Raw genomic sequence first — 809 nt, 5'->3', positions numbered from 1 at the left:
CTTTATGGACCAGCCAAAGCTGCCAACGCTGGCGGTGTAGCTGTATCTGCCCTTGAAATGAGCCAAAACAGCCTTCGCCTCTCATGGACTCGTGAAGAAGTGGACGGCCGTCTCAAAGACATCATGACCAACATCTTCAACACAGCTAAAACAACTGCTGAAACATACGGACTTGGTACTGATTACCTTGCAGGAGCAAATATCGCTGCCTTCGAAAACGTAGCAAACGCTATGATTGCACAAGGTATTGTTTAATTAGTCGATACATCCTATCGGAGGACTATCATGAACTTACGGCCAATAGAAATGAGAGACAATCCAGCTGTAGCGCAGCTCATTCGAGCTAGCCTAGAAGAATTCGGGCTTGACAAACCAGGAACTGTCTACTTTGATTCTCATCTGGATCATTTGGCCGACTATTATCAACAGCAAGAGAGGGCAGCTTACTTTGTTCTGGAAGACGAAGGTCAGCTGGTTGGCTGTGGTGGCTTTGCACCTGTTTCTGATAAGATTGCTGAATTACAAAAATTGTATGTCACTAAAAATAGTCGTGGCAAAGGTTATTCCAGTCGGCTGATAAAGCAGATTTTCCAAGAAGCACGTCTAGCAGGTTATGAACAGCTTTATCTAGAAACCGCTACTGAACTGGCTACGGCTGTGTCCATCTATCAACACTATAGTTTCACATCACTGCAACAACCACTTACTAACTCCGCCGGACATCCAGCTATGAATATCTGGATGATAAAATCCCTCTTACCAGATGAATAGATGTTAGTATACTCTGGTCGTCTCAAAGACATCATGAC

Annotated in this window: 1 protein-coding gene and 1 pseudogene; both read left to right on the top strand. The window is 44.4% G+C overall.

The window, feature by feature from the left end; all coding sequences use genetic code 11:
• A pseudogene (locus D8792_RS10935) lies at positions 1-255 on the top strand (NADP-specific glutamate dehydrogenase); the annotation flags it as partial.
• A 30-nt stretch (positions 256-285) separates the two neighbouring features.
• A complete protein-coding gene (locus tag D8792_RS10930) occupies positions 286-771 on the top strand; it encodes a GNAT family N-acetyltransferase (RefSeq protein WP_125371883.1) in 486 nt (161 codons plus the stop codon).
• The last annotated feature ends 38 nt before the right edge of the window (positions 772-809 follow it).

The organism is Streptococcus cristatus, assembly GCF_003943505.1.
Classification (GTDB): domain Bacteria; phylum Bacillota; class Bacilli; order Lactobacillales; family Streptococcaceae; genus Streptococcus; species Streptococcus cristatus_E.
Note: the sequence above shows the minus strand (reverse complement) of the source record. Positions and strands in the feature narration are given on the sequence as shown.

What these genes read in the sequence shown, in the direction of transcription:
- D8792_RS10930 (WP_125371883.1), top strand. Translation starts at nt 286, where the DNA reads ATGAACTTACGGCCAATAGAAATGAGAGACAATCCAGCTGTAGCGCAG.